Below are 24816 nucleotides of genomic sequence, written 5' to 3' on the forward strand. Positions count from 1 at the left end.
CCCACCCGCGTCGAGGCCCTGGCCCGGCTGGGGGCCGGCGGCCATCTGCTGCAGGTGCTCGACCCCGCCGAGGAGGTGCTGCCCTATGCCGGCCGCCTGCGCTTCCAGGGGCTGGAGGGTGAGGGCGAGGTGGAGACCGGCCGGGCCGAGGATCTGCGCGGCGGCTACCAGGAACGGCTGGCCGCCCGGCGGGACGGGTTGGCCGAACTGGCCCGCGCCTGGGGCTGGAGCTTCGCCACCCACCGCACCGACCGCCCCGCCGCGCCGTGCCTGCTGGCCCTGGCGCAGGCGGTGGGGGGAGAGCTCCCATGACCTTCCTGCCCGGCCTCGCCTTCGCCGCCCCCTGGGCGCTGATGCTGCTGGCCGGTCTGCCGCTGCTGTGGCGGCTGCTGCGGGTGACGCCGCCCCGGCCGCGCCGGGTGGCCTTTCCCGCCCTTGCCCTGCTGCTGGGCCTCGACACCCAAAGGCGTCAGGCCGAGAGCACGCCGTTCTGGCTGCTGCTGCTGCGCCTTCTCCTTGCCGCCCTGCTGATCCTGGCCGCCGCCGGTCCCAGCCTCGACCCCCGGCCCGCCGGCCGGGTCGAGGGGCCGTTGCTGGCGGTGATCGACGACGGCTGGGCGGCGGCGCGGGACTGGGACAGGCGGCGCACCCATCTCGACGGGCTGCTGGCCGCCGCCGAGCGGACCGGCCGTCCCGTGCTGCTGCTGGGCACCGCGCCGCCCGCCGATGGCGGGCCGGTCGCCCTGGGACGGCTGACCACCGCCACCGAGGCGCGCACCCTGGCGGCGGGGATGGAGCCCAAGCCCTGGCCCACCGACCGGGCCGCCGCCCTTCGGGCGCTGGAGACCCTGCCCTTCGACCGGGCCGGGCGGGTGGCGTGGCTGAACGACGGGCTGGCCGACCCGGCGGACGGAGCCCTGTCCCGTCGGCTGCAGGGCCTGGGCGGCGGCCTGGAGGTGGTGACGGGCCGCAGCGGTCGCCTGCTGCTGCCGCCCGCCGCCGGCAGCGCCGCCGAGCGGTTGATGCCGGTGGCCCGCCGCCTGCCCACCGCCGAGGCGGAAGCCTTCGCCATCCGGGCGCGGGACGCCGCCGGCGCCGTGCTGGCCCGGAGCGAGGGCCGTTTCGAGCCCGGCCGCGCCACCGCCGAGGCGGCCATCGATTTACCGACCCAATTGCGCAACCGGCTGGTCCGCCTGGAGATCGAGGGCGAGCGCGCCGCCGGGGCCACCCTGCTGCTCGACGAAGCCAGCCGCCGCCGCTCGGTGGGGTTGGCCGGCGGCGATCCCTCGTCGGCGCCGCTGCTCGACCGCCTGTATTACGTGGAACGGGCGCTCGCCCCTCATGCCGAGCTGAAGCGCGGCGAAGCGGCCGAACTGGCCGCCGCGCCGGGGCTGGACGTGGTCATCCTGGCCGATGTGCCCCTGGCCCCCGGCCCCACCGCCGCCAGGCTGGCCGCCCGGGTGGAGCAGGGCGCCGTGCTGGTGCGCTTCGCCGGGCCGCTGATGGCGCCCAACAACGCGCAGGGGAGCGCCGCCGACGACCCGCTGCTGCCGGTGCGCCTGCTGGCGGGCGGGCGCGCCCTGGGCGGCGTGCTGTCGTGGACGACGCCCATGCGCCTCGCCCCCTTCCCGGATGCCTCGCCGTTCCATGGCCTCGCCATTCCCGGCGACGTGGAAATCCGCTCGCAGGTGCTGGCCGAGCCGGGGCTGGAGCTGACGTCGCGCACCTGGGCCAGCCTGACCGACGGCACGCCGCTGGTCACCGCCCAACGCATGGGCAAGGGGCTGGTGGTGCTGATCCACACCAGCGCCAACGCCGAGTGGGGCAATCTGGCCCTGTCGGGCCTGTTCGTCGACATGCTGCGCCGGTTGACCGCCCTGTCGCAGGCCGGCGCCGCCCCGGCGGCCCAGGCCGGGGCGCTGGCCCCCGCCGAACTCCTGGACGGCCTGGGGCGTCTGGCTCCCGCCGCCGGCATCGCCGCCCCGCTGGAACGGGACGCCCTGGCCACCGCCGTGCCGCAGCCCCGCCATCCGCCCGGCTTCTACGGCCCGGCCGAGGCGCGGACCGCCTTCAATCTTGGCCCCGCCTTGCCCCCCGCGGCCCCCTTCGCGCCACCGCCCGGCGCCGCCGCCGCCGAACTGGGCGAGAGCTTGCCCGGCCTGGATTTCCGCCCCGCCCTGCTGCTGGCCGCCCTGGCCCTGGCCCTGGCCGATCTGGCCGCCACCCTGGCGCTGCGCGGGCTGCTGTGGCGGGTCGCCGCCGTGATCGCCCTGCTGTGGCCGGCCGGTGGTGTCCGGGCGCAATCCCTTGCCCTGGAAGCCGGCCTCGCCACCCGGCTGGCCTGCGTCGCCACCCGGGATGCCGCCCTGGACCGCCTGTGCCTCGCCGGCCTGCGCGGGCTGTCGGTACGGCTGGCCGAGCGCTCCACCGCCGAACTGGCCGAGCCCATGCTGGTGGACCCCGGCCGCGACCCGGTGCTGTTCTTCCCCCTGCTCTACTGGCGGATCACCCCCGGCCAGCCGCAGCCGTCGGAACAGGCGGTGGAGACGCTCAACGCTTACATGGCCAAAGGCGGCGTGATCCTGTTCGACACCGCCGACGAGGGACAGGCCGGGGCGGGTCCCGATACCGCCGAGTTGACCCGCCTGCGCCGGCTGGTGGCCGGGCTGGCGCTGCCGCCCCTGGCCCCCATGGGGGCCGACCATGTGCTGAACCGCTCGTTCTACCTGCTGAAAAGCGTTCCGGGGCGCTGGGACGGCGCCACGCTGTGGGTCAGCCAGGGCGCCGAGGCCGGCAATGACGGCGTCTCGCCGGTGGTGCTGGGCGGCAACGACTGGATGGCCGCCTGGGCGGTGGACGAGCGCGGGCGGCCCATCCATGCCGTGGTGCCGGGCGGCGAGCGCCAGCGCGAGCTGGCCTACCGTTTCGGCATCAATCTGGTGATGTACGCGCTGACCGGCAATTACAAGGCCGATCAGGTCCACCTGCCGGCCATCCTGGACCGGTTGAAGCGATGAGCGTCTCGTCCATCGCCTTCGCGCCTTTATTTCCCTGGCCGGCGATCGCCGCATTGGGGGCTGCGGCCCTGCTGCTGATCGGCATCGGAGCATGGCGGCGGGCGTCCGGCACCTGGCTGCGCGCCCTGGTGCTGGCGGCGTTGCTGGCCGCCCTGGCCAATCCCCGCCTGCTGGCCGAGAACCGCACTCCCTTGCCCGACGTGGCGCTGGTGGTGGTGGACGACAGCCCGTCCCAGGGCATCGGCGAGCGGCGCGCCCAGGCCCAGGCGGCGCTGGACGAGTTGACCCGCCGCCTCGCCCTGCTGCCCGGGCTGGAGGTCCGCGTCGAGCGGGTGGGGGCCGAGCCGGGTCAGGACCGGGGCACAAGGCTGTTCGAGGCGGCCGGCCGCGCCCTGGTCGACGTGCCGCGCCGCCGGCTGGCCGGGGTGACCCTGATCACCGACGGCCGGGTGCACGACGTGCCCGCCGATCTCGGCCGCTCGCTGGGCGCTCCGGTCCACACCCTGCTGACCGGCCGCCCGGACGAGCGCGACCGGCGGATGGTGCCCGGCGCCTCGCCGGCCTTCGCCCTGGTGGGCGAGACCGCCACCCTGGCCTTCCGGGTCGAGGACCAGGGCGGCAAAGGCGAGGCGGTGGTGGCGGTGCGGGTGGACGGCAAGCCCTTTGCCGCCTTCACCGCGCCGCTCAACCGCGACGCCACCCTGGAAGTGCCCATCCGCCACGCCGGCGCCAACGTGGTGGAACTGGAGGTGGAACCGGGGCCGGGCGAGCTGTCCCTGGCCAACAACCGCACGGCGCTGTCCATCTCGGGGGTCCGCAACCGGCTCAAGGTGCTGCTGGTGTCGGGCGAGCCCCATGCCGGCGAGCGCACATGGCGCAACCTGCTGAAATCCGACCCGGCGGTGGATCTGGTCCACTTCACCATCCTGCGCCCCCCGGAAAAGGACGACCAGACCCCCATCCGTGAGATGAGCCTGATCAGCTTTCCGGTGCGCGAGCTGTTCGAGGAGAAGCTGTCCGAATTCGACCTGATCATCTTCGACCGCTACCGCCGGCGCGGCGTGCTGGCCGCCGCCTATTACCGCAACCTCGCCCGCTACGTGAAGGAGGGCGGCGCCCTGCTGGCCGCCGTGGGGCCGGAATTCGCCGAGGCCGACGGCATCGGCGAATCCGCCCTGGCCGAGGTGCTGCCCGCCCTGGCCACCGGCCGGCGCCTCGACCGCGCCTTCCGTCCCCGCCTCACCGAGACCGGACGGCGCCATCCCGTCATGGCCGGCCTGCCCGGCACACGGCCGGGCGACACGCCGTGGGGCGGCTGGATGCGCCAGATCGAGGTGGGAACCGCCAAGGGCGCCACCCTGCTGACCGGCATCGACGACCGCCCGCTGGTGGTGCTGGACCGGGTCGGCGACGGGCGGGTGGCCATGGTGCTGTCCGACACCCTGTGGCTGTGGGCGCGCGGCTGGGAGGGCGGCGGCCCCCATGCCGAGATGGCCCGGCGACTCGGCCACTGGCTGATGAAGGAACCCGACCTGGAGGAGGACGCCCTGACCGCCCAGGTCGAGGGCGACCGCCTCGCCGTGGCGGCACGCGGCGCCGAGGGGCCGGTCGAGGCCACGATCACCGCCCCCGACGGTACCCAGGTGCCGCTGATCCTCCAGCCCGATGCCGAGGGTGTGGCGCGCGGCGTCGCCGAGACCGGCCAGACCGGCCTGTGGCGGGTCGCCACCTCCGACGGCCGGGTCGCCCTGGCCGCCGCCGGCAACGCCGCCCCGGTGGAGCTGGCCGAGCTGACCGCCACGTCCGGGCGCCTCGCCCCGGTGGCCGGAGCCACCGGCGGGATGCTGGCCTGGCTGGCCGAACGCGGCGTTCCCGACCCCCGCCGCATCGCGCCCGGCTCCACCGCCGGCGGACAGGGCTGGATGGGCCTCGAGGAGAAGGGCGACCATGTGGTCGACGGCCTTCGTGAAATATCCCTCCTGCCCGCGCTGGCCCTGGCTCTGCTCTGCCTGGCCGGCCTGTTGGCGGCGTGGCGAAATGAAACGAGGTGACGCTTTTTTTGCCGATGATCGGCAGATTCGATTTGGAATATCGGCCGGACCGATGTAAGGAGTTCTTACCTATAGGTTAAGGTGGGGTGGGGTGGATAGACTGGCCGCGCCTCACGACCGGGCAGGCCATCCGAAACGTGGGGGGACGTCAGGACAGTGACCGAGCAGCGACTGATCCCGAAAGCCGGCAAGCGGCTCAAGGCGTTGCGTCGCACCGCGTCGTGGATGATTCCCGAGTGGCAGGTCTTCATCCGCCGCCCCAATGGCACCGCCGAGCATTTCACCTTCACCCGCAAGCGCCAGTTGGTCCTGCTGGGCATCATGGCCGTCGTCACCGTGTGGGCGGGCATCGTGTCGGCCCTGCTGACCCGCCAGCCCGACGAGATCGCCGCCAAGGAGCGCCAGCTGGACGAGATGATGGCCGCCACCCGCGCCGCCCAGTACCGTCTGGCGTCGTCGCAGAAGATGGTGGCCGACATCGCCCGCGAGGTCGATCTTGTCCATTCCAACATCGTGGTGCTGGCCGAGACCAACGCCGCCCTGGCCAAGGACCAGCCGCCCAGGAAGGTGGCCGCCGCCCCGGCCAAGCGGAGCAAGAGCGGCGCCGAGCCCGCCTGGAACGAGGACGGCCAGCCCGCCGGCGACGAGGCCCGCGCGGTGCGCGAACAGGTCCGCCGCCTGGAAGGCTCGCTGGAGCGCCTGCGCGTCGCTTATTCCCAGGCGGTGCAGAACACCGACGCCGCCGCCCAGTCGCGCATCTCGGACACCGAGCGCCTGCTGGCCCGCCTGGGCCTCGACGCCTCGCGCCTGTTCGAGCGCCGGGAGCGCGACGCCGGCCGCGGCGGTCCGTTCATTCCGCTCAACACCATGACCGGGGACAGCAGCCTGTCGAACCTGATCGACCGCCTGGACCGCTGGAGCGGCATCAAGGCGGTGATGCAGAAGATGCCGCTGGGCGAGCCGCTGCGCGCCGAATACGACCTCAATTCCAGCTTCGGCACCCGCAACGACCCCCTGAACCGCCGCACCGGCATGCACGAAGGCCTCGACCTGGGCGCCCCGCACGGCACCCCCATCTACGCCACCGGCGACGGCGTGGTGGAATTCGCCGGCCCCTGGGACCGTTACGGCCTGACCGTGGAGATCAACCACGGCAACGGCGTCGCCACCCGCTACGCCCACATGTCGCGCATCAAGGTCAAGGAAGGCCAGAAGGTGTCGCGCTCGACGGTGATCGGCCTGCTGGGCAACACCGGGCGCTCCACCGGCCCCCATCTCCATTACGAGGTCCGCGTCGCCGACGTGGCCAAGGATCCCCTCAAGTTCATCGCGGCAGGTGAACATGCTCCCAAAGCTTGGTAGGGCCCTCGGGGCGGTGTCGGGCGCCGCCCATGCGGCACGCAACGGCACCAACGGCCTGCCGCTGTCGGTGATCGGCGCCGACGTGCGCATCGTCGGCAACATCTTCACCCAGGGCGAGATGCAGATCGACGGCCAGGTGGAGGGGGATATTTCCTGCCAGCGCCTGCTGGTGGGCGAGGGCGCCCGCATCACCGGCGAGGTCACCGCCGAGACCGTGCAGGTGCATGGCGAACTGAACGGCAAGATCAACGCCAGTTCCGTGCTGATCGCCAAGTCGGCCAAGGTCACCGGCGACGTGATCCAGGACAGCCTGGAGATCGAGGCCGGTGCCTCCATGGAGGGGCGTCTGGTCCGCAAGGCCGGCGCGGTCAAGGCGCTGGAGCACGACAAGGGCAACGGCGCCGCCGAGCCCGCCCAGACTCCCCCGCCGGCCAAGCCCGATCTCAATCAGGAAGCCGCCGGTACGGCATGATCACCACCTATCATGCCACGGCCCGTGGCGTGAGCGTGGGCGGCGCCGAGGGCGCCGGCCGCGATGCCCTGTGGATCGACCTGCTGGCCCCCTCGGCCGAGGAAATCGCCCTGGTGGAGGCCCGTACAGGCCTCGACCTGCCGTCCCGTGACCGCATGCAGGAGATCGAGGCCTCGTCGCGCCTGTCACGCCTGGGCGAGGCCCTGGCGATGACCGTACCGGTGCTGACCGGCGCCACCGGCTTCGAGCCGCGCAACAGCGCCGTGACCTTCATCCTGAGCGGCGGCCTGCTGGTGACGCTGCGCCACGACACCCCCCACGCCATGGCCACCTTCGCGGCGGCCCTGCCCGCCTCCGCGACGCCTCCGGCCAACGGCGCCGCCGTGCTGCTGAGTCTGATGGAAGCCATCGTCGACCGCATCGCCGACGTGCTGCAGGACCTGGGCGCCGGGCTGGACGGCATCTCGCACCGCATCTTCCACCAGCCCCACGGCCCGCAGCACCGTCCCCGCCGCACCGGCTCGCGCGAGATGGAAGCCCTGCTGCGGACCATCGGCCGTACCGGCGATCTGTCGGGCAAGGCGCGGGAAACCCTGCTGGGGCTGAAGCGGGTCACCGCCTTCCTGCCCCACGGCAGCGGTGCGCTGGGCCTGGACGACGCCCCCGAACGCCTGCGGGCCATCGACCAGGACCTGCACTCCCTGGCCGAATACACCGATTTCCTGGGCAACAAGATCGCCTTTCTGCTGGACGCCACCCTCGGCATGATCGGCATCCAGCAGAATCAGGTGATCAAGCTGTTCACCATCATGTCGGTGCTGTTCCTGCCCCCCACCCTGGTGGCCAGCTGGTACGGCATGAACTACCGCATCATGCCCGAACTGCAATGGGAATGGGGCTATGCCTACGCCATCGCCCTGGCGGTGCTGTCGGCGGTACTGCCCTACCTGTTCTTCCGCCGCAAGGGCTGGGTGTAGTCTCAGCCGCCCTTGGCCGCCCGGGCGAGCCTGGCCTGCTCCGGCCCATAGGCCTTTCCCTGCCACAGCATGGAATAGGCGATCTCCTCGTTGCCGTTCTCGCACAATTCCAGCACCGACCGGAACAACGGCTGGAAGGTGGGGCTGCGGTGGGATTGCTCGTGCTCGGCGAAGCTTTTCCAGAAGGTGACGATCAGCGCTTCCCGCCCGGCCAGGGGCGAGTTCACCGCCTGGCCCACCGTCGAGCCCTCGTTGGAGATCATGCCGGAATTCAGGCAGACGAAGCCGCCGACGAAGCCGGTTTCCGAATGCCAGGTCTTGACGTTCTCGCAGAGCAGCGCCACCCGCTCCTCCAGATCGTCCACCGTGTACCCCGGACGCAGCACCACCCGGTTGACCGTCACCACCCCATCCGGCGGAAATCCTTCGATCAGCATCGAGCCCTCCTATATTTCATTGTCCTGATATTGTGATGGCGGGACGCCGTTCAAGTCCCCCCTCTTGCCGCCGCCGCCATCCTCGGGAAAGATGGGCGCCGCGACAGGAGCAGCACATGCCGGCCGACACCCCCGCGCCACAGGCGCAGCAAGCCTTCTCCGCCGCCGCCCAGGCGTGGCGCGACGGACGGATCGACACCGCCGAGCAGGGCTTCGCCGCCGCCGCCCTGCAGGAACCCGGCTGGGCCTCGGCCCACGCCAATCTGGGCGCCGTGCTGCGCCGCCAGGGCAAGCCCGAGGCGGCGGTGGCCTGCTATCACCGCGCCCTGGCGGCGGGCTCCGAGGATGCCGCCACGCTTTCCAACATGGGCAACGCGCTGCGCGACCTGGGACGGCTGGAAGAGGCGGAGACGGCGCTGCGCCGCGCCGTGGCGCTGGCGCCGGGCAATAACGGCTACAGCTACAACCTCGCCCTGCTGCTGCGCGACCGGCGCAAGCATGGCGAAGCCCGCGCCATGCTGGCCGGACTGACGGCGGCCGAGCCCGACAACGCCGAAATCCAGTGGGACCTGGCCCTGGCCGACCTCTATCTCGGCGATTACGAAAGAGGCTTCGCTGGCTACGAGTGGCGCACCAGGCTGGCCCGCAATCCGGTGCGCGACCATCCGGGGCCGCGCTGGACCGGTGACGACCCCGCCGGACGCATCGTGCTGCTGCTGTCGGAACAGGGCTTCGGCGACGCCCTGCAATTCGCCCGCTACGTCCCGCTGCTGGCCGGGCGCGGCGCCAAGGTGGTGCTGGAATGCCTGCCCGAGCAGAGCGAGCTGTTCGCCGGGCTGGACGGGCTGGCGGCGCTGGTCACCAAGGGGGCCGCCCCGCCGGCCCATGATTGCTGGGCGCCGCTGGCCAGCCTGCCCCATCTGCTGGGAACGCGCTTCGACGCCATTCCCGCCCGGGTTCCCTATCTGCGGGCCCCACCCCGCCCCAACCTGCGCCTTGCGCCGCCGCCGGGTGAGAAGCTGGCGGTGGGGCTGGTCTGGGCGGGCAAGACCACGCCGCGCGACCGCTCGTGGCCGCTGGAGGACCTGCTGCCGCTGCTGGCCGATCCCCGCGCCACCTTCTACGCGCTGCAACTGGGGCCGCGCGCCGCAGACCTGAAGCGCACCGGCGCCGACCGGCTGATGCGCGACGCCGGCCCGGCGCTCGCCTCCTTCGCCGACACCGCCCATGTGATGGAGCGCCTGGACCTGGTCATCACCATCGACACCTCGGCGGCCCACCTGGCCGGAGCCCTGGGCCGGCCGGTCTGGGTGCTGCTGCGCTACGTTTCCGATTGGCGTTGGCAGGATGAACCGCTAACGTCTCCCTGGTACCCGACCATGCGGCTGTTCCGGCAGCCCGAGCCCTCGGACTTCAAGACCCCGGTGGCCCGGATGGCCGCCGCACTCGCCTCTCTCATCGACGAAAGACACTGAACATGCGCATCGCCAAGGACACCGTCGTCACGCTCAGCTACCGCGTCAGCGATTCCGACGGCACCATCGTCGATGAGGGCGCCGAGCCCATCATCTACCTGCACGGCGGCTATGGCGGCCTGTTCCCCCGGCTGGAGGAAGCCCTGGAGGGCAAGGAATCCGGCCATGAGCTGTGCATCAAGCTGCAGCCCGAGGACGCCTTCGGCGAATACGACGCCGAACTGGTCAGCGTCGAGGATGCCTCGCTGTTCCCCGAGAACGTGGTGGTCGGCATGCAGTTCGAGCGCGTCATGGACGGCAACCAGGACGAGGCCGTGCTGTTCTCCGTCACCGACGTCGCCGACGGCAAGGTGGTGGTGGACGGCAACCATCCGCTGGCCGGCATGGCCCTGGTGTTCGACTGCACGGTGACCGATATCCGCGCCGCCTCGGAAGAAGAACTCGAGCACGGCCACCCGCACTTCCCCGGCCATCACCACCACTAAAGGCCTGTCATCCCGAGCGGAGCCGGGGGACCTTGCCCTGGGACGATGGCGCAGACGGAGATTCCTCGGCTCCGCCTCGGAATGACAAAGTGGTATTGTTGACTCCCCCGCCGCCCGGAGTATGTTCGGGCCCCGTTTTCCAGACCGCATCAGCAGGATTCCGCCATGAGCTTCGCCGCCCTTGAAAAGACCATCGACGCCGCCTGGGAGGCCCGCGACGGCATCAACCTCCAGACCAAGGGCGAGGTGCGCGACGCCGTCGAGGCGGCCCTGGACGCGCTGGACGGCGGCAGCCTGCGCGTCGCCGCCAAGGGCGCCGACGGCAAGTGGGTGGTGAGCCAGTGGCTGAAGAAGGCGGTGCTGCTGTCCTTCCGCCTCAACGACAACAAGGTGATGGGCGACGGCCCCGGCACCTGGTTCGACAAGGTCCCCACCAAGTTCGAGGGCTGGGACGACGCCCGTTTCCGCGCCGCCGGTTTCCGCGCCGTGCCGGGCGCGGTGGTGCGCCGCTCGGCCTATATCGCGCCGGGCGTGGTGCTGATGCCCAGCTTCGTCAATCTGGGCGCCCATGTGGATTCGGGCACCATGGTCGACACCTGGGCCACGGTGGGCTCGTGCGCCCAGATCGGCAAGAACGTGCACATCTCGGGCGGCGCCGGCATCGGCGGCGTGCTCGAACCGCTGCAGGCCGGCCCGGTGATCATCGAGGACAATTGCTTCATCGGCGCGCGGGCCGAGGTGGCCGAGGGCGTCATCGTCGAGACCGGCGCGGTGCTGTCCATGGGTGTCTATATCGGCGCCTCCACCAAGATCGTCGACCGCGAGACCGGCGAGATCTTCATGGGCCGCGTCCCCGCCTATTCCGTGGTGGTGTCGGGCACCATGCCGGGCAAGCCCTTCCCCGACGGCACCCCCGGCCCCGGCCTCTATTGCGCCGTCATCGTCAAGCGCGTGGACGAGCGTACCCGCTCGAAGGTCGGCATCAACGAGCTGCTGCGCGACTGATGTCCCTTTCCGATCCAGTCGGGCTGGCCCAGGCCCTGATCCGCCGCCCCAGCGTCACCCCGGAGGACGCCGGGGCGCTGGACGTGCTGGCCGGAGCGCTGGAGGAGCTGGGGTTCACCTGCCACCACATCCGCTCGAACACCGGCGGGCCGGAGATCAGGAACCTCTACGCCCGCTTAGGCACCGAAGCCCCCAACGTCTGCTTCGCCGGCCACACCGACGTGGTGCCGCCGGGCAAGGGCTGGACGGTGGAGCCCTTCGAGGGCGGCATCGACCAGGGCCGGCTGTTCGGGCGCGGCGCCGCCGACATGAAGGGGGCCATCGCCTGCTTCGTCGCCGCCGTGGCGCGGCTGCTCAAGGACGGCGCCCCCAAGGGATCGCTGTCGCTGCTGATCACCGGCGACGAGGAAGGCCCGGCGGTGGACGGCACGGTCAAGGTGCTGGACTGGCTGGCGGCCAAGGGCGAGCGGATCGATTGCTGCATCGTCGGCGAGCCGACCAATCCCCGCAGGCTGGGCGACATGATGAAAATCGGCCGGCGCGGCAGCCTCAACTGCCGCCTGGCGGTGTTCGGCACCCAGGGGCATTCGGCCTATCCCCATCTGGCCGACAATCCCATTCCCCGCCTGCTGGACATCCTGCGCCACCTGACGGAAAAGCCCCTGGACGAGGGCACCCCCCACTTCCAGGCCTCCACCCTGGCGCTGACCACGGTGGACGTGGGCAATCCCGCCACCAACGTCATTCCCGCCGAGGCCCGCGCCGGCTTCAACATCCGCTTCAACGACCTGCATTCCGGCGCCTCGCTGGAACGGTGGATCAGGGACGTGGCCGCCCAGGCCGGCGGCGCGGTGGAGGTCACGGTCGAGGTGTCGGGCGAATCCTTCCTGACGCCCCCCGGCCCGCTGTCCGAAGCCATCGCCCAGGCGGCCTTCGAGGTGACTGGCCTGCGGCCCGAGCCGTCCACCTCGGGCGGCACCTCGGACGCCCGCTTCATCAAGAATCACTGCCCGGTGGTGGAGTTCGGGCTGGTCGGCCAGACCATGCACAAGACCGACGAGCACGTCGCCGTCGCCGATATGGAGGCGCTGGCCGAGATCTACCGCCGCGTCCTTCTCCGCCTGACGGCAAGGCCATGATCACCGCCGGCGAAATCTTCGCCGGTGTTTTCGGCGCCTGGCGGCTGGCCCGGCGCGACCCCACCGGGCTGATCTGGTTCGATGCCAGCCCGCGCGGCTTCTGGCATTCGTTCTGGGGCCCGGCGCTGATCGTCCCCGGCTTCCTGGTGCTGCAGGCCCTGGACGGCACCTTCGAGGACGACCTGCTGCGGCCGCTGGCGGTGGAACTGATCGCCTTCGTCATCGGCTGCGTCGCCTTTCCCCTGGTCATGACCCATATCTCGGAAGGGCTGGAACGCTCGCACCGCTATCTGCGCTACATCGTCGCCTATAACTGGTCGCAGGTGATCCAGATGGCGGTGATCCTGCCGGTCGGGCTGCTGATCCATCTGGCGCCCGGCCCCGGCATGGCCCTGCTCAATCTGGCGATGACCATCGTGGTGCTGGTCTACCAGGCCTATGTCGCCCACCAGGCCCTGGACGTCAAACCCAGCGCCGCCGGGCTGCTGGTGCTGCTCGACCTGTCGCTGGGCGCCCTGATCCAGATGATCGCCAACCGCCTGCTGGGGGCGTGAAAACGGGCCGCTTCCCGGCGGAAGCGACCCGTTGACGTCGCTTTGCGGGCAAGATGCCCGCGCTCCGGCGAATTGGAGCGCGGCCGTCCCGGCCGCCTTAATTCCCTACTTCGCGGCGGCGATGGCGGCGTCGTAATTGGGCTCCTGGGCGATCTCGGGGACCAGTTCGGAATAGGTCACCTTGCCGCCCTTGATCACCACCACGGCGCGGGCCAGCAGGCCGGCCAGCGGGCCGTCGACGATCTTGACGCCATAGCGCTCGCCAAAGCCCTTGTCGCGCATGTCGGACAGCGACTGCACCCGCTCCAGGCCCTCGGCGCCGCAGAAGCGCTTGTGGGCGAAGGGCAGGTCGGCGGAGACGCACAGCACCGCCACGCTGCCCAGTTTGTCCAGCTCGGCGTTGAAGCGGCGCACCGAGGCGGCGCAGACGGGCGTGTCGATGCTGGGGAAGATATTGAGGACCACGGTCTTGCCCGCCACCGCATCCAGGCCGACATCGGCCAGGTCGACGCTGGTCAGCGAAAAGGCGGGGGCGGCGGACCCCACCGCCGGCAGGGTACCGTTGGTGTTGAAGGGATTGCCCTTGAGGGTGATGGCAGCCATGGCGGAACCTCTGGTTTTGTTTTTGGAAAGGCTCGACTCTGCCCCAGGCGCGCCCGCCAGGCAACCGATCGTCGGAATAAGGGGCAAGAAATTTCAGCGGCGCTTGATGGCGCCCCACACCAGCCAGGCGGTGATGGCCGGGGCGCAGATCAGCAGCACCCGGTCCAGCGCCACAGCGAAGCCCCAGCGCTCGCCATTCAGCAGCAGCGCCTGCTTGCACTTGTAGCGCTGCTGGAAGCTGCCTTCACAGGATTTCATGCGCTCCTGCATGGCCTTGCCTGTGTGATTGTCGAAAATCTCGTCCGGCATGTCGGCGATGAAGAAGGTCCAGGTGGAAAAGCCCAGCCACAGGCAGCAGACCAGCGTCACCAGGATGTCGCCCAAACGCCGCCGCCGTTTCGGATCGGCCAGGCCCTCGGCGATGAAATCAGGCAACAGGAGCGACATGGGCGGCATGGGTCTGGAATCCTTCGAGCCTTGCCACGTTAGCATTTCGCGGTTAAGGGACGATTAAATCCGAAAGCGCCGCAGGGAATTCAGCGGAACAGCATCTTGGAGATCAGCACGTCCATGGTCTGCTCGCAGCCGGGTTCCTTGCGCACCAGTTCCAGCATGGCCGCCTTGATCATCGGGGCCGGATTAGCGCTCATGTACTCGTCGTAGGGAATGCCGTTCAGCACCTTGCGCATCTTGTCGCCGATGGCCTTTTCGGAGAACTTGGCCTCTTCCGGCACCAGCAGCAGCAGATCGACGGTGGATAGGTGGAAATTGCCGTAGCCGTCCCACAATTCGAGCGCGATGGTGGGGATGCGGGCATAGCGCTGGCCCTTGGCCGGGATGGGCAGCGGCCCCTTACCGTCCTTCTTCTTGTCCTCTTTCTTCTTGTCGTCCTTCTTCTCGGCGGCGACGGCAAGGGCGGGAAAGGCCAGCAGGACGGCGGCGGCCAGGACGACGCGACGCTTCATGGCCTTCTACTCCGCGTCATGGGAGAGGATCACCGTGGCCTCGGCCAGTTCGGCGCCCATGGCCCGGATGTTGCCCAAGAGGGCGTTGACGATGACCTTGACGCCCTTGGGAGCCTTGTCCAACTGCTCGGACAGGCGCTCCTTGCCGATGATGACGCAGGCGGTCTCCTCCTCGGCCACCGCCGAGGCCATGCGCGGATGATCGTCGATCAGCGCCATCTCGCCGAAGATGCCGCCCTGGGTCACGTCGCCGATATTGACCCGCTTGCCCTTGACCGTCTTGAACACCGCGACGCGGCCCGATTCCACCACATAGGCGGTGGTGCCCGGCTCGCCCTCGGCGAAGACGGTGGCCCCCTTGGGGAAGATGACACGGCGGGCGGAGTTGGTCATGGGCGGCCTTTCGCTTCAGTCGACGCGGCGGACGGAGAAGTTCTTGGGCACCAGGATGGTGTTCTGGGGCGGCGCGACGCTGTCCAGGGAGGGGAAGTCGATGGTGAAGTGCAGCCCCCGGCTTTCACGCCGCGCCAGGGCCGAGCGGATGATCAGGTCGGCCACCATGGACAGGTTGCGCAGTTCGAGAAGGTCAGAGGTGACGCGGAAACTGCCGTAATACTCGTCGATCTCGTCCCTGAGCAGCTTGACCCGGTGGCGCGCCCGCTCCAGGCGCTTGGTGGAGCGCACGATGCCCACATAATCCCACATGAAGCGGCGCAGTTCGTCCCAGTTGTGGGCGACCACCACCTCTTCGTCGGAATCGGTGACCCAGGTCTCGTCCCAGGGGGCGATCTCGGGAATGTTGGTGATGGTGCCGATCCTGGCCGCGATGTCCCTGGCCGCCGCCGCACCCAGCACCAGGCATTCCAGCAGCGAATTGGACGCCATGCGGTTGGCGCCGTGCAGGCCGGTGAAGGCCACCTCGCCCACCGCGTAGAGATTGTCCACGTCGGTGCGCCCCGCCAGGTCGGTGAGCACGCCGCCGCAGGTGTAGTGGGCGGCGGGCACCACCGGCAGCGGTTCCCTGGTCATGTCGATGCCGAACTTCAGCGCCTCGGCGTGCACCGTGGGGAAGTGGGACTTCACGAAATCCGCCGGCTTGTGGCTGATGTCGAGATAGACGCACTCGCAGCCCAGGCGCTTCATCACGTCGTCGATAGCGCGCGCCACGATGTCGCGCGGCGCCAACTCGCCCCTTGGATCGTAATCGTCCATGAAGCGGGTGCCGTCGGGACGCAGCAGCAGGCCGCCCTCGCCCCGCACCGCCTCGGTCACCAGGAAGGACTTGGCCTTGGGGTGGTAGAGGCAGGTGGGGTGGAACTGGCTGAATTCCATGTTGGCGACGCGGCAGCCGGCGCGCCAGGCCATGGCGATGCCGTCGCCGGTGGAACCGTCGGGATTGGAGGAATAGAGATAGACGCGCGACGCGCCGCCGGTGGCCAGCACCACGTTGCGGGCGGCGAAGCGGTGGACACGGCCGTCGCGGCGGTCGAGGCCATAGGCGCCGACGCAGCGGCCCAGGCGGCCCTGGGGCAGCTTCTCGCGGATCAGGTCGACGGCGTTGTGATGCTCGAACAGATCGGCGCCGCTGGCGCGGATGCGGGTCTCCAGCGCCATCTCCACCGCCTTGCCGGTGGCGTCGGCGGAATGGACGATGCGGCGGTGGGAATGCCCGCCCTCGCGGGTCAGGTGCAGGCCGCCGCCCTCGTGGTCGAACAGCACGCCGCACTCGATCAGCCAGCGGATGGCCTCGGGCGCGCCTTCGACCACCGCGCGCACCGCCGGCTCGACGCAGATGCCCGCCCCGGCCACCAGGGTGTCGGCGATGTGGGATTCGGTGGAATCGGCGGCGTCCAGCACGGCGGCGATGCCGCCCTGGGCATACTTGGTGCTGCCCTCGGACAAATCGTTCTTGGACAGCACCGCGACGCGGGCCTGCGGATTGCGGGCCAGCACGCCGAGCGCCACCGAAAGGCCGGCGGCGCCCGAGCCGATGACCAGCAGATCGTAGGGATGGGCGGTGCGCGTCATCTCAGCTCCAGTCCAGCCCGATATCGACCGCCGGGGCCGATTGGGTGATGCGTCCCACCGAGACGAAATCCACGCCGGTCTCGGCGATGGCGCGGATGGTGTCCAGCGTCACCCCGCCCGACGCCTCGGTCTTGGCCCGTCCCGCCACGATGGCCACCGCCTGGCGGAGGATGTCGGGGCCCATGTTGTCCAGCAGCACGATGTCGGCCCCGGCCTCCACCGCCTCGGCCACCTGATCCAGGGTGTCGCACTCGGCCTCGATGTTGGGCCGCCCCTCAGCCTTGGCCCGGCGCACCGCCTCGCCCACCCCGCCGCACACGGCGATATGGTTGTCCTTGATCAGCACGCCGTCATAGAGACCCATGCGGTGATTGGCGGCCCCGCCGCAGCGCGTGGCGTATTTGGACAGCCGCCTTAAGCCCGGAATGGTCTTGCGGGTGTCGAGCAGGGTGCAGCCGGTGCCGTCGATGCGTTCCGCATAGTGCCGGGTCAGGGTGGCGATGCCCGACAGCAGCTGCAGCAGGTTCAGCGCGGTGCGCTCGGCGGTGAGCAGGCCGCGGGCCGGCCCTTCCATCTCGGCCAGCACCGTACCGGCCTCCACCTTGTCGCCGTCGGCCACCCGCGCCGTGAAGCGGGCCTCGGGCACCACCAGACGGAACACCTCCGCCGCCACCGGCATGCCGGCGACCACCATGGTGTGGCGCGCTGCCATGACGCCCTTGAAGCGCAGATCGGCGGGAATCACCGAGGCCGAGGTGATGTCCTCGCCTTCGCCGCCCTTGTCCGAACCGGTATCCTCGGCCAGCGCCGCCAGGATCACCCGGCGGGCATCGTCCCAATCGACCTCAGGCCGCATTGACCTTGTCCCCCGACATGGGCACGGACGTGCTCATCTCCAGCATGCGCTCCAGCGGCTTCAGGGCGGCGAGGCGCAGTTCCTCGGGCACGGTGATGGCGGGAGCGTCGTTCTTCAGGCAGAGATAGATCTTCTCCAGGGTGTTCCGCGCCATGAACGGGCAGTTGGAGCACGAGCAGCCGCCATCGGCGCCGGGGGCCGGGATGAAGGTCTTCTCGGGGGCCGCCTTGCTCATCTGGTGGATGATGTGCTGTTCGGTGGCGATGATGAATTCCTTGGCCGGGCTGTTCAGCACGAAGTCCAGGATGTTGCGGGTCGAGCCCACATGGTCGGCGTGGTTGAGGATGCCGTCCGGGCATTCCGGGTGCGCCGCCACCAGCGCCTTGGGATGGCGGACCTTCAGCTTGACCAGCTCCTTCTCGGAGAACTGCTCGTGGATGATGCAACTGCCCGGCCACAGCGTCATCTCGCGCCCGGTCTTCTTCTGCATGTAGGCGCCCAGATGGCGGTCGGGGGCGAACAGGATCGGCCGGTCGGCGGGCAGCTGGCGGATGATCGCCTCGGCGTTGGACGAGGTGACGATCACGTCGGACGCCGCCTTCACCTCGGCGGAACAGTTGATGTAGGTGACGGCGATATGGTCGGGATGCTTTTCCCGAAAGGCGCGGAACGGCTCGGCGCGGCAGGATTCCTCCAGCGAGCAGCCGGCCTCGGCATCGGGGATCACCACCAGCTTGGACGGCGACAGGATCTTGGCCACCTCGCCCATGAAGCGCACGCCGCAGAACACGATGACGTCGGCGTCGGTGGCCGCCGCCTTGCGCGACAGGTCGAGGGAATCGCCGACGAAATCGGCCAGGTCCTGGATCTCGCCCTCCTGATAATAATGGGCGAGAATCACCGCGTTGCGTTCCTTGCGCAGGCGGTCGATCTCGGCGACAAGATCGAGGGTCGGGTCGATGTCGGCTTCGGTCATGGCGCCGGCGGCGGGCAAAACAATGGTGTCGGTCATCGGTCTGGTTCTCTCCCGGGGGACGGATTCCCCCGCTTCGCTAAGAGGGAAGTAAAGGACGAATCGCACCGGCAAAGCAACCCTTCACCTACCCCGACAGGCGGTTCTTACCCCACCAGCGTTGTGTATAGGGGGTTATGACCACCGCACGCTTCTCTTGGGCGGGCATCGCGAGCATCATGTAACCGGGATGACGGATTGGAATTCATCATGATGGCATCGGAAGGACGGAACCCGCAGGCGCGCGACATCGCCGCCCTGCCGCCGCTGGTGGTCGTCATCGAGGACGAGGCCATCGTCCTGGCCGGCTACCAGATGCTGTTCGAAAGCTGGGGCTACCGCGTCATCGCCGCCCAGTCGGCGGACGAGGCCGTCTCGCTGATCGAGGAGGAGGGGGGGGAGGCCCCCGGCTTCATCCTGTCGGATTTCCGCCTGCGCGACGGCCAGACCGGCACCCAGGCCATCGGCCTGCTGCGCCGCGCCTTCGGCGACGGTATCCCCGGCGCCGTGGTCACCGGCGACACCACCGTCACCGGCGAGGGCCTCAGAGAGGCCGAGGCCGAGGGCACTCCCATCCTGCACAAGCCGGTCAACGGCCGTCAGCTACAGGACATCCTGTCCCGCTCGCTGGGCTGAGCCGAACAGCAGCTTCCCCATCTCCTCCACCGCCAGCACCGAGGCGCCCAGCGCCACGGCGACGCCCCATTCGCCCACTCCGAGATCGGTGGTGCGGAACAGGGCCTGGGCCGGCCCCCAATGCACCGCCACCGCCTGCAACGCCACCACCCCGGCCAGGGCGGCCCACAGCTTGCCGTTAGCCAGGGCGGCGGCGGCCAGCGCGCTTTCGCCCCCCACCCGCGCGTTGAAGACGTTGAACACCTGGAACATGACGAAGGTGGTGAAGGCCATGGTGCGGGCCCGCGCCATGTCGCCGTCGCCTTCCCACCACAGCACCCCCAGGGTGCCGGCCGCCATCAGCAGGCCGAAGCCGAACAGACGGACCAGCCGGGCGGTGGGCAGGATCGGAGCGTCGCGCGGGGCGGGCGGGCGGTCCATCAGCCCCTGCCGCGCCGGGTCGAAGGCCAGCGCCATGGCCGGCGGCCCGTCCATGATGATGTTGACCCACAGGATCTGGATGGGGCTGAACGGCACCGGCAGGCCGAAAAACGGCGCCAGCAGCACCGCCAGCAGGGCGCCGATATTGGTGGACAGCTGGAAGCGCACGAACTTGACGATGTTGTCGGTGATGATCCGCCCTTCGCGCACCGCCCCGACCACCGTCGGGAAATCGTCGCCGGTCAGCACCATGGCGGCGGCTTCCCGCGTCACGTCCGAACCGGTGCGCCCCATGGCGATGCCGATGTCGGCGGTCCGGAGCGCCGCCGCGTCGTTGACGCCGTCGCCGGTCATGGCGGTGACGTGGCCGCTCGCCCTCAGAGCCCGGACGATGCGCACCTTGTGTTCCGGCGTCACCCGGGCGAACACCGCGATGGCCGGAGCCCGCGCTTCCAACTCGGCGTCGTCCATGGCGTCCAGGTCGGCGCCGCCGACCACCTCGCCGTCCAGGCCCAGCTGGCGCGCCACGGCGCCCGCCGTCACCCGATGGTCGCCGGTGATCATTTTGACCGTGATGCCGGCGGCGCGGCAGGTGGCGATGGCGTCGGCGGCGCCGGGTCGCGGCGGGTCGGCCAGCCCGACCAAGGCGTGCAGGGTCAGCCGGCCGAGACCGGCGGCGATATCCTCGTCCGGGGCGGCGGGGCGGCCGGCCAGGGCGATGACCCGCAGGGCGCGGCCGCCCATCCCGTCCATCTCGGCGGCGATGGCGCGGCGCATGGCCTCGTCCAGCGGCAGGATTCCATCGCCGGTCAGCACCGAATCGCACAGGTCCAGCACCCGGTCGGGCGCCCCCTTGACCGACAGGCGGCAGTCCGCGCCGTGGCTGTCCAGGGTGGCCATCAGCTTGGCGAGGGAGCTGAACGGCAGTTCCGCCAGCCGCCGCCAGTCCTCCGGCGCCGGCAACGCCCCGGCCCGTTGGGCGAGACGCAGCAGCGCCACCTCGGTGGGGTCGCCCACCGCCTCGCCGGTGGCGGGGTTGAAGCGGGCCTCGGTGCACAGCCCGGCCGGGACGAGGGCCGTTTCCAGGCCGACCGGCCGCACGTCACCGGAAAAGAGGTGGCGGCGCCCCAGCGCCCAGCCCTCCAGGGCGGTCATCCGCCCCTGGGTCAGGGTGCCGGTCTTGTCGGAGCAGATGACGCTGGTCGAGCCCAGGGTCTCCACCGCCGCCAGACGGCGGACCACCGCCCCCTTGGCCGCCATGCGCACCATGCCCAGCGCCAGGGTGACGGTGACCACGGCGGGCAGTCCCTCGGGAATGGCGGCCACCGCCAGGGCGACCGCCGTCAGGATCATCCGGCCCAGCGGTTCGCCGGCCAGCAATCCCTGGACCAGGACGAATCCCACCACCACGGCGGCAATCAGCGCCAGCCGGCGGCCCAGCTGGTCGAGGCGCCGCTGCAGCGGGGTCGGCCCCTCCTCCGCCGCATCCAGCAGGGCGGCGACCTTGCCCATCTCGGAGGCCGGCCCGGTGCCGGTCACCACCATCCCGGCCCGGCCGCGCGTCACCACCGCGTTCATAAACAGCATGTTGACCCGCTCGGCCAGCGGCACGCCATCGCGGTCCAGCGCCTGCGTGATCTTGGCCACCGGCTCGGATTCGCCGGTCAGCGCCGCCTCGTCGGCCTCCACGTCCTGGCCGTCCACCAGCCGTCCGTCGGCGGGCACCCGGTCGCCGGCCTTGAGCAGCACCAGATCGCCGGGCACCAGCAATTCGGCGGCGATCACCGCCTCGCCCTCGGCGCGGCGCACCCTGGCCTTCTGGGCCAGCATGGCCTTCAGCGCGCCCAGCATGCGCCCGGCCCGGCGTTCCTGGGCATAGCCGAGGATGGCGTTGAACAGGGTGACCGCCAGCACCACCACCATGTCGGAGGTGTCGCCCACCAGCCCGGCCAGCAGGCCGGCGGCCAGCAGCATCAGGGTCAGCAGGTTGCGGAACTGGTCGAGAAAAACCGCCCAGGCGGGCCTGGGCGGTTTCTCGGGAAGACGGTTGAAACCGAAACGCGCGCGGCGTGCCCCGGCCTCGTCCTCGCTCAGGCCGGAAGCGCCGCAGCCAAGGCGGCTGCGGACTTCGTCGGCGCCGAGCCTATGCCACTCGGCCGCCGCCTCAGGGAGCGGCATCGGGGGCCGTCAGCCCCAGATGCGAGGCCGCCACCACCGCGCGGGTGCGGTTGTTGACGTTGAGCGCCTTCAGAATGGCCGTCACATGCAGCTTGACCGTTCCCTCGGCCAGTTCCAGCACGCGGGCGATCTCCTTGTTGGACTTGCCCTGGCCCAGCAGGGCCAGTACCTCGCGCTGGCGCGGCGTCAGCGCCGCGATGGCGGTCTCGCCCGCCATGGGGGTACCGTCGTCGCCGGGGCCGCTCTGGTCCAGAAGCGCCGGCGGCAGGTAGACGCCGCCGGACAGCACCAGCTTCAGCGCCGACAGCATGACGCGGCTCGACGAGGTCTTGGGAATGAAGCCGGCGGCCCCCATGTTGACCGCCTGCAGCACATGGCGGCGGTCGTCGGAGGCCGACAGCACGATCACCGGCACGGTGGCCGGCAGCAATTCCTTCAGCTTGGCCAGCCCCTCGGCCCACGCCATGCCGGGCATGGTCAGGTCGAGAAGGACGATGTCGATGTCCTTGTCGGTCTGGGCGGCGGCTATGGCCTGCGGAAAGTCGCTGGCCTCGATGATCGTGGGCGGCCCTTCGAACTGATCGAGGACATGGCGGAGCCCGTCACGAAACAGTTCATGGTCATCGGCGATAAGAATCTTCATCTCGTCCCCACCATGCATCTCCCGGCTATGGTTCGCCGTCGCCCATCTGCGACATGGTCGCAAGAATGACGCGCCGCCGCCATGAAAAAATCTGCAATGCTCCACGGCTTTCACCGCAGGCCCCACGGCTTCCGCCATCAGGCCTAGGGAGCGGTCCACGATGACGGCGCCTAGCGTTCGCCCCCAACTTCCAGTATGGTCCGCCGCCATGAGCACGCCCACAACCATCTATCATGTATGCCGTCGGACCGAGTGGCAATATGCCCAGACGACAGGGGTATATAGGGGGTCGTCCCAGGACGAGGCCGACGGCTTCATCCATTTCTCCGGCCCAGCCCAGGTCGAGGCCAGCGTCGCCAAGCACCGGGCCGGACAGGACGGGCTGCTGATCATCGCCGCTGACCCGCAACTTTTAGGCGACGCCCTCAAATGGGAAGCGTCGCGCGGCGGCCAGTTGTTCCCCCATCTCTACGCCCCCCTGCCGCTCGCCGCGGTGAAGTGGGTGGCCGACTTGCCGCTGGATCCCGGCGGCACCCATGTCTTTCCAGCCATCGAGGACTGACCTTGGACTATTTCCGCCTCGCCGGGCCGCTGGTCCGCCTGCTCGACGCCGAGACCGCCCACGGCCTGACCATCGGCCTGCTCAAGGCCGGCCTGGTCCCCAGGCAGCCGACCTGCAACCCGGATTCGCTCAAAATCCGGCTATGGGGCCGCGACTTCCCCAATCCGGTCGGGCTGGCCGCCGGCTTCGACAAGAACGCCGAGGTGCCCGACGCCATGCTGGCCCAGGGCTTCGGCTTCGTGGAGATCGGCTCGGTGACGCCCCGGCCTCAAGCCGGCAATCCCAAGCCCCGCATGTTCCGGCTGCCCGAGGACAGGGCGGTGATCAACCGCATGGGCTTCAACAACCTGGGCCTGGACTTCGTGGCGAAGAAGCTGGCGGCCCGGCCACGCGCCGGCATCCTCGGCGCCAATCTCGGCAAGAACAAGGACACCGAGGACGCCGCCGCCGATTACGAGAAGGGCGCCGCCCGCCTCGCGCCGCTGTCCGACTATCTGGTGATCAACGTCTCGTCGCCCAACACGCCGGGCCTGCGCGCCCTGCAGGGCCGCGGCCAGCTGGAATCCCTGGTGGGCCGCACCCGCGCCGCCCTGACCAAGGCCATGCCCTCCGGCGCGCCGCCCCTGCTGTTGAAGATCGCCCCCGACCTGGCCTGGGAGGACCTGTCCGACATTGCCGCCGTGGCCATGGACGGTGCCCTGGACGGCCTGATCGTCTCCAACACCACGGTGGCGCGGCCCGAAACCCTGCGCTCGGCCAATGCGCGGGAAACCGGCGGCCTGTCGGGCGCGCCGCTGTTCGAAACCTCCACCGCCATGCTGCGCCGGGTCTACGAGCTGACCCGGGGCAAGCTGCCCATCATCGGGGTGGGCGGCATCGCCTCGGGCTCGGAGGCCTATGCCAAGGTCCGGGCCGGCGCCTCGCTGGTCCAGCTCTACTCCGCCATGGTCTACGAAGGCCCCGCCCTGGTCACCCGCATCAAGCGCGAGATGGCCGACCTGCTGGCCCGCGACGGCTTTGCCTCCATCACCCAGGCGGTAGGCGCCGACCACCGGGGGCACGGGTTGTGATTGCCCAGATTGCCGGGCTGTCGGCCATTGCCGGCCGCTATGACGGTTTCGTCCTCGACCTGTGGGGAGTGATCCACGACGGCGTCGAAGCCTATCCCGGCGTGGCCGGGACCCTGGCGGCGCTGCGGACGGCAGGCAAGCGCACCATCATGCTGTCCAATGCCCCCAGAAGGGCGACCGCCCTGATCGAGCAGCTGACCCGGCTGGGCATCGCCCGCGATCTGTACGACGAGGTGCTGTCCTCGGGCGAGGCGGTGCATCTGGAACTGGAACGCCGCGGCGATCCGGTCTTCGCCGCCCTGGGCGACAAGCTCTACCACCTGGGGCCGGAGCGCGACCGCAACGTCTACGAATCCTTGCCTTACCGGTCGGTCGACCTTGAAAGCGCCGATTTCGTCCTCAACACCGGGCCGGTGGAGGTGAGCGAGACGGTGGCCGACTACCAGCCGGTGCTGGACCGCGCCCTGGCGCGGCGGCTGCCCATGGTCTCGGCCAATCCCGACCATGTGGTCATCCGCCAGGGCAAGCGCATCACCTGCGCCGGAGCCATCGCCGACCGCTACGCCGACATGGGCGGCCAGGTGGTGCAACGGGGCAAGCCCGACCCGGCCATCTACGAAGTGGCGCTGGCCGCCCTGGGAATCGCCGACAAGGCGCGGGTCTGCGCGGTGGGCGACGCGCTGCACACCGATATCCGGGGCGCCCGGGCCGGCGGCATCGACGCGGTGCTGGTCACCGGCGGCATCCACGCCGAGGAACTGGGCATCGAATGGGGCGAGACCGCCGACCCGGCCCGGCTGGCAGAACTGGCCCGTCATCACGGCGAGACGCCTGTCGCCGCCATTCCCAAGTTTGTCTGGTAAGGAGCC

General features: G+C 70.3%; 24 protein-coding genes and 1 pseudogene. 15 read left to right on the forward strand and 10 right to left on the reverse strand.

What is annotated here, in order from left to right; translation table 11 throughout:
• The 6 genes and pseudogenes from H261_RS15815 to H261_RS15840 all read left to right on the forward strand — a co-directional run.
• Positions 1–312, forward strand: a pseudogene (locus H261_RS15815) (DUF58 domain-containing protein); the annotation flags it as partial.
• The gene (locus H261_RS15820) at positions 309–3017 is read left to right on the forward strand and encodes a DUF4159 domain-containing protein (protein ID WP_008619408.1); all 2709 of its coding nucleotides are present in this window, start codon (positions 309–311) and stop codon (positions 3015–3017) included. The pseudogene H261_RS15815 and the gene H261_RS15820, both read left to right, overlap by 4 nt.
• Positions 3014–5068, forward strand: a complete 2055-nt coding sequence (locus tag H261_RS15825) for a hypothetical protein (RefSeq protein WP_008619409.1) — start codon at positions 3014–3016, stop codon at positions 5066–5068. The genes H261_RS15820 and H261_RS15825 overlap by 4 nt, the downstream gene beginning before the upstream one ends.
• 156 nt (positions 5069–5224) lie before the next feature.
• Complete coding sequence (locus H261_RS15830; protein ID WP_040476686.1) at positions 5225–6430, forward strand: M23 family metallopeptidase; 1206 nt, start codon at positions 5225–5227, stop codon at positions 6428–6430.
• Positions 6411–6902, forward strand: a complete 492-nt coding sequence (locus tag H261_RS15835) for a bactofilin family protein (RefSeq protein WP_235062954.1) — start codon at positions 6411–6413, stop codon at positions 6900–6902. The genes H261_RS15830 and H261_RS15835 overlap by 20 nt, the downstream gene beginning before the upstream one ends.
• Positions 6899–7879, forward strand: a complete 981-nt coding sequence (locus H261_RS15840; RefSeq protein ID WP_008619414.1) for a magnesium transporter CorA family protein — start codon at positions 6899–6901, stop codon at positions 7877–7879. The genes H261_RS15835 and H261_RS15840 overlap by 4 nt, the downstream gene beginning before the upstream one ends.
• 2 nt (positions 7880–7881) lie before the next feature.
• Here the strand turns inward: H261_RS15840 and H261_RS15845 are convergent, their stop codons facing one another.
• Positions 7882–8316, reverse strand: coding sequence for a hypothetical protein (locus H261_RS15845; RefSeq protein WP_008619415.1), 435 nt, complete (start codon positions 8314–8316; stop codon positions 7882–7884).
• 116 nt (positions 8317–8432) lie between these two features.
• On the opposite strand from H261_RS15845, the gene H261_RS15850 reads away from it, so the two are divergent.
• The 5 genes from H261_RS15850 to H261_RS15870 all read left to right on the forward strand — a co-directional run bounded on the left by H261_RS15850 (position 8433) and on the right by H261_RS15870 (position 12974).
• Positions 8433–9791 carry a tetratricopeptide repeat protein gene (locus tag H261_RS15850; RefSeq protein ID WP_008619416.1) on the forward strand — a complete coding sequence of 453 codons (1359 nt, stop codon included), beginning with the start codon at positions 8433–8435 and terminating at the stop codon, positions 9789–9791.
• A gap of 2 nt (positions 9792–9793) precedes the next feature.
• Positions 9794–10276 carry an FKBP-type peptidyl-prolyl cis-trans isomerase gene (locus H261_RS15855; RefSeq protein WP_008619417.1) on the forward strand — a complete coding sequence of 161 codons (483 nt, stop codon included), beginning with the start codon at positions 9794–9796 and terminating at the stop codon, positions 10274–10276.
• A 165-nt stretch (positions 10277–10441) separates the two neighbouring features.
• Positions 10442–11281 carry a 2,3,4,5-tetrahydropyridine-2,6-dicarboxylate N-succinyltransferase gene (gene dapD, locus H261_RS15860; protein WP_008619419.1) on the forward strand — a complete coding sequence of 280 codons (840 nt, stop codon included), beginning with the start codon at positions 10442–10444 and terminating at the stop codon, positions 11279–11281.
• A complete protein-coding gene (gene dapE, locus H261_RS15865) occupies positions 11281–12420 on the forward strand; it encodes a succinyl-diaminopimelate desuccinylase (protein ID WP_008619421.1) in 1140 nt (379 codons plus the stop codon). Before dapD ends, dapE begins: the two co-directional genes overlap by 1 nt.
• Positions 12417–12974 carry a hypothetical protein gene (locus H261_RS15870; protein ID WP_008619423.1) on the forward strand — a complete coding sequence of 186 codons (558 nt, stop codon included), beginning with the start codon at positions 12417–12419 and terminating at the stop codon, positions 12972–12974. The genes dapE and H261_RS15870 overlap by 4 nt, the downstream gene beginning before the upstream one ends.
• 105 nt (positions 12975–13079) lie before the next feature.
• On the opposite strand, the gene tpx is transcribed toward H261_RS15870, so the two are convergent.
• The 7 genes from tpx to nadA form a co-directional block, all read right to left on the reverse strand.
• Positions 13080–13577: a thiol peroxidase gene (tpx, locus tag H261_RS15875; RefSeq protein ID WP_008619427.1), complete on the reverse strand. Its 498-nt coding sequence runs from the start codon at positions 13575–13577 to the stop codon at positions 13080–13082.
• Positions 13578–13670: 93 nt separating this feature from the next.
• Positions 13671–14033 carry a hypothetical protein gene (locus H261_RS15880; RefSeq protein ID WP_008619429.1) on the reverse strand — a complete coding sequence of 121 codons (363 nt, stop codon included), beginning with the start codon at positions 14031–14033 and terminating at the stop codon, positions 13671–13673.
• 80 nt (positions 14034–14113) lie between these two features.
• Positions 14114–14542: a hypothetical protein gene (locus H261_RS15885; RefSeq protein ID WP_008619431.1), complete on the reverse strand. Its 429-nt coding sequence runs from the start codon at positions 14540–14542 to the stop codon at positions 14114–14116.
• Positions 14543–14548: 6 nt separating this feature from the next.
• Positions 14549–14935, reverse strand: a complete 387-nt coding sequence (locus tag H261_RS15890) for a Crp/Fnr family transcriptional regulator (RefSeq protein ID WP_008619433.1) — start codon at positions 14933–14935, stop codon at positions 14549–14551.
• A gap of 15 nt (positions 14936–14950) precedes the next feature.
• Entirely contained in the window at positions 14951–16570 is a 1620-nt protein-coding gene (nadB, locus tag H261_RS15895) for an L-aspartate oxidase (protein WP_008619436.1), read from the reverse strand.
• A 1-nt stretch (position 16571) separates the two neighbouring features.
• Entirely contained in the window at positions 16572–17426 is an 855-nt protein-coding gene (gene nadC, locus H261_RS15900) for a carboxylating nicotinate-nucleotide diphosphorylase (RefSeq protein WP_008619438.1), read from the reverse strand.
• Positions 17416–18438: a quinolinate synthase NadA gene (gene nadA / locus H261_RS15905; protein ID WP_008619445.1), complete on the reverse strand. Its 1023-nt coding sequence runs from the start codon at positions 18436–18438 to the stop codon at positions 17416–17418. The genes nadC and nadA overlap by 11 nt, the downstream gene beginning before the upstream one ends.
• Before the next feature lie 210 nt (positions 18439–18648).
• Here nadA and H261_RS15910 point away from each other — a divergent pair, with 210 nt between their 5' ends.
• The gene (locus tag H261_RS15910) at positions 18649–19074 is read left to right on the forward strand and encodes a response regulator (protein WP_235062955.1); all 426 of its coding nucleotides are present in this window, start codon (positions 18649–18651) and stop codon (positions 19072–19074) included.
• Here H261_RS15910 and H261_RS15915 read toward each other — a convergent pair.
• Together H261_RS15915 and H261_RS15920 are read right to left on the reverse strand one after the other, a co-directional pair.
• Positions 19042–21672 carry a cation-translocating P-type ATPase gene (locus H261_RS15915; protein WP_008619447.1) on the reverse strand — a complete coding sequence of 877 codons (2631 nt, stop codon included), beginning with the start codon at positions 21670–21672 and terminating at the stop codon, positions 19042–19044. The two genes, H261_RS15910 and H261_RS15915, sit on opposite strands and share 33 nt — an antisense overlap.
• Complete coding sequence (locus H261_RS15920; protein ID WP_008619448.1) at positions 21659–22315, reverse strand: response regulator; 657 nt, start codon at positions 22313–22315, stop codon at positions 21659–21661. The genes H261_RS15915 and H261_RS15920 overlap by 14 nt, the downstream gene beginning before the upstream one ends.
• Before the next feature lie 208 nt (positions 22316–22523).
• Here H261_RS15920 and H261_RS15925 point away from each other — a divergent pair, with 208 nt between their 5' ends.
• Genes H261_RS15925 through H261_RS15935 form a run of 3 tightly spaced genes read left to right on the forward strand, consistent with a single transcriptional unit; the run spans position 22524 to position 24810 of the window.
• On the forward strand, positions 22524–22877 hold the full coding sequence (locus H261_RS15925; RefSeq protein WP_008619449.1) for a DUF952 domain-containing protein: 354 nt from the start codon (positions 22524–22526) through the stop codon (positions 22875–22877).
• Between the two features lie 2 nt (positions 22878–22879).
• A complete protein-coding gene (locus H261_RS15930) occupies positions 22880–23947 on the forward strand; it encodes a quinone-dependent dihydroorotate dehydrogenase (RefSeq protein ID WP_008619450.1) in 1068 nt (355 codons plus the stop codon).
• Positions 23944–24810, forward strand: a complete 867-nt coding sequence (locus H261_RS15935) for a TIGR01459 family HAD-type hydrolase (protein WP_008619451.1) — start codon at positions 23944–23946, stop codon at positions 24808–24810. Before H261_RS15930 ends, H261_RS15935 begins: the two co-directional genes overlap by 4 nt.
• Positions 24811–24816 lie beyond the last annotated feature (6 nt).

Source organism: Paramagnetospirillum caucaseum, from assembly GCF_000342045.1.
GTDB classification, from domain to species: Bacteria; Pseudomonadota; Alphaproteobacteria; order Rhodospirillales; family Magnetospirillaceae; genus Phaeospirillum; species Phaeospirillum caucaseum.

Coding starts and splice junctions, on each gene's coding strand:
- H261_RS15925 (WP_008619449.1), top strand. CDS start 22,524: ATGAGCACGCCCACAACCATCTATCATGTATGCCGTCGGACCGAGTGG.
- nadA (WP_008619445.1), bottom strand. CDS start 18,438: ATGACCGACACCATTGTTTTGCCCGCCGCCGGCGCCATGACCGAAGCC.
- dapD (WP_008619419.1), top strand. CDS start 10,442: ATGAGCTTCGCCGCCCTTGAAAAGACCATCGACGCCGCCTGGGAGGCC.
- H261_RS15910 (WP_235062955.1), top strand. CDS start 18,649: ATGATGGCATCGGAAGGACGGAACCCGCAGGCGCGCGACATCGCCGCC.
- H261_RS15825 (WP_008619409.1), top strand. CDS start 3,014: ATGAGCGTCTCGTCCATCGCCTTCGCGCCTTTATTTCCCTGGCCGGCG.
- H261_RS15840 (WP_008619414.1), top strand. CDS start 6,899: ATGATCACCACCTATCATGCCACGGCCCGTGGCGTGAGCGTGGGCGGC.
- H261_RS15845 (WP_008619415.1), bottom strand. CDS start 8,316: ATGCTGATCGAAGGATTTCCGCCGGATGGGGTGGTGACGGTCAACCGG.
- H261_RS15920 (WP_008619448.1), bottom strand. CDS start 22,315: ATGAAGATTCTTATCGCCGATGACCATGAACTGTTTCGTGACGGGCTC.
- H261_RS15870 (WP_008619423.1), top strand. CDS start 12,417: ATGATCACCGCCGGCGAAATCTTCGCCGGTGTTTTCGGCGCCTGGCGG.
- H261_RS15885 (WP_008619431.1), bottom strand. CDS start 14,542: ATGAAGCGTCGCGTCGTCCTGGCCGCCGCCGTCCTGCTGGCCTTTCCC.
- H261_RS15855 (WP_008619417.1), top strand. CDS start 9,794: ATGCGCATCGCCAAGGACACCGTCGTCACGCTCAGCTACCGCGTCAGC.
- H261_RS15880 (WP_008619429.1), bottom strand. CDS start 14,033: ATGCCGCCCATGTCGCTCCTGTTGCCTGATTTCATCGCCGAGGGCCTG.
- H261_RS15890 (WP_008619433.1), bottom strand. CDS start 14,935: ATGACCAACTCCGCCCGCCGTGTCATCTTCCCCAAGGGGGCCACCGTC.
- H261_RS15820 (WP_008619408.1), top strand. CDS start 309: ATGACCTTCCTGCCCGGCCTCGCCTTCGCCGCCCCCTGGGCGCTGATG.
- nadB (WP_008619436.1), bottom strand. CDS start 16,570: ATGACGCGCACCGCCCATCCCTACGATCTGCTGGTCATCGGCTCGGGC.
- H261_RS15915 (WP_008619447.1), bottom strand. CDS start 21,672: ATGCCGCTCCCTGAGGCGGCGGCCGAGTGGCATAGGCTCGGCGCCGAC.
- tpx (WP_008619427.1), bottom strand. CDS start 13,577: ATGGCTGCCATCACCCTCAAGGGCAATCCCTTCAACACCAACGGTACC.
- H261_RS15835 (WP_235062954.1), top strand. CDS start 6,411: ATGCTCCCAAAGCTTGGTAGGGCCCTCGGGGCGGTGTCGGGCGCCGCC.
- H261_RS15850 (WP_008619416.1), top strand. CDS start 8,433: ATGCCGGCCGACACCCCCGCGCCACAGGCGCAGCAAGCCTTCTCCGCC.
- dapE (WP_008619421.1), top strand. CDS start 11,281: ATGTCCCTTTCCGATCCAGTCGGGCTGGCCCAGGCCCTGATCCGCCGC.
- nadC (WP_008619438.1), bottom strand. CDS start 17,426: ATGCGGCCTGAGGTCGATTGGGACGATGCCCGCCGGGTGATCCTGGCG.